The following is a 1948-nucleotide window of genomic DNA, read 5'->3' as shown; positions in this document are numbered from 1 at the left end:
AAAACTTCCTCTGTGCCCGGGCCGTAAGAAACATAACTCACAGAAAGCTCCGTTTCTTCCTCAATAAGCTTTATATAATCTTCAAATTCTTTGTCCTTGACTGAATTCCAACCTCTCACCGTTCGATAAACAGGCTTTGCCTTGAACAGATCCCGCGAAACAACTGGGGTTCTCCTTTCTGCTCCATCGATCTCATAAGCAACGCAAACCTTTATTTCATCTAACCCATTCAGTACATCGCCCTTGGTTACGATCAAATGCGTAAGGGCAGATCGTGCTTTCGCATACCTTATAGCTGGCAAATCGAGCCACCCAACTCTTCTCGGGCGGCCAGTGGTAGCACCGAATTCAGCGCCACGTTCTCGAATAATATCAGCAATAGAAGCATGCTCTTCAGTAGGAAAAACGCCACTCCCGACTCTGGTAGTGTAAGCTTTGATTACGCCAAAAACTCCATCGAGTTCGGCAGTTGAAAAGCCAGCGGAAATAACCCCATGAGCGGTGCAGGTCGAGGAAGTTACAAAAGGGTAAGTGCCAAAATCCAGATCCAGCATTACACCCTGCGCCCCCTCAAAGAGAAGGGAATTTTCTTTAAAGTTCGCCATCAGTTCTATAGAACTTGCTAAATTCACTCCCAGCTTCAGGAGCTTGTCCCGCAAGTCTATAAGGTAGTCGAAAATCTCTTTAGGATTCATGCTGAATTTATCACGGAATAGTGCTATTTTTAGCGTGTAAAGCTCCTCAAGTTTTTCAAATAATGTACCTTCATCTTGCAGCATGTAAATTTTCAAGCCTTCGCGAGAGACCTTGTCAGTGTATGTGGGTCCGATTCCCTTTCCTGTTGTGCCAATAGGCTTTTTTCGCATATTCTCCAGGAGTAGGTCCTGTTCCCTATGCCAGGGAAGAGTAATGAAAGCCTCAGGGTCTATATAAAACCGTTTCCCTATCCCCGGAAAATCAGATTCCATCTTTTCGACTTCTTTTAACATCTCTTCCAGGTCTATAACCATACCGCTGCTTAGAAAGCCTTTAGAATCCGAATGAGGATCAATAGATGGCAATAAATGATTTACATACTTCTTCCCTTTTATATAAATGGTATGTCCCGCATTTGCTCCACCTGAAAAGCGTATGATCCATTTGTAATCGCGAGCAAAATAATTCACGATCTTTCCCTTTCCTTCATCGCCCCATTGTGCACCTATCACAGCAATACGCTTCATTCCATTCTCTCCTTTCAAATCTTTCAAAGGCCAAATCTCTGGTATATTTTTTCCACATTCCGCAAATAATAAGATGGATTGAAAAGTTCTGAGATCTCCTGTGTTTTCAAATATTCGGAAATTGTGGGATCTTCCAAAACTACCTTCTTGAAATCTATTCCTTCATGCCACGTCCTGTCCGACAATTTCTGGACTAATTTATACGCTTTTTCACGGCTCATACCGTGTTCAACCAAAGCAAGCATTACACGTTGCGAGAATACAAGATTTTTCGAGCAAGAGAAGTTTGCAAGCATTCTCTCAGGATAAATTACGAGGTTTTTCACTAAATAACTGGCTTTTTTTAACATGTAGTAGATGAGCATTGTCGCATCGGGAAAAACGATCCTCTCCGTGGAGGAATGGGAGATATCCCTTTCGTGCCAGAGGGCTATGTTTTCATATCCCACCTGTGCATAACTTCTTAAAAGCCTTGCCATTCCGCTGAGCCTTTCTGAGAGAATAGGGTTCTTCTTGTGAGGCATAGCGGAAGATCCCCTTTGTTTTTCCTTAAAGGGCTCCTGAACTTCGAGCACTTCTGTTTTCTGAAGATGTCTGATTTCCACGGCAAGGCGTTCAATGCCCGAGCCAATTAGAGCAAGCGCACTTAGGAACTCGGCGTGTATATCCCTGGGGATAATTTGTATGCGGCGAATTTTTTGTAAGAGTTCTTTAGGGATCATGGG

2 protein-coding genes are annotated in these 1948 nt (G+C 43.3%); both read right to left on the bottom strand.

Translation table 11 applies throughout. The annotated features are described in order from the left end of the window. On the bottom strand, nucleotides 1-1223 hold a 1223-nt coding region (locus AC3LHT_RS10530), incomplete at its 3' end, for an adenylosuccinate synthase (protein WP_488662861.1). 23 nt (nucleotides 1224-1246) lie between these two features. Further along, nucleotides 1247-1948, bottom strand: a 702-nt coding sequence (locus AC3LHT_RS10525; RefSeq protein WP_488662860.1) for a lyase family protein, incomplete at its 5' end; no start/stop codon positions are given.

It is taken from the genome of Kosmotoga sp. (assembly GCF_982836095.1).
Note: the sequence above shows the minus strand (reverse complement) of the source record. Positions and strands in the feature narration are given on the sequence as shown.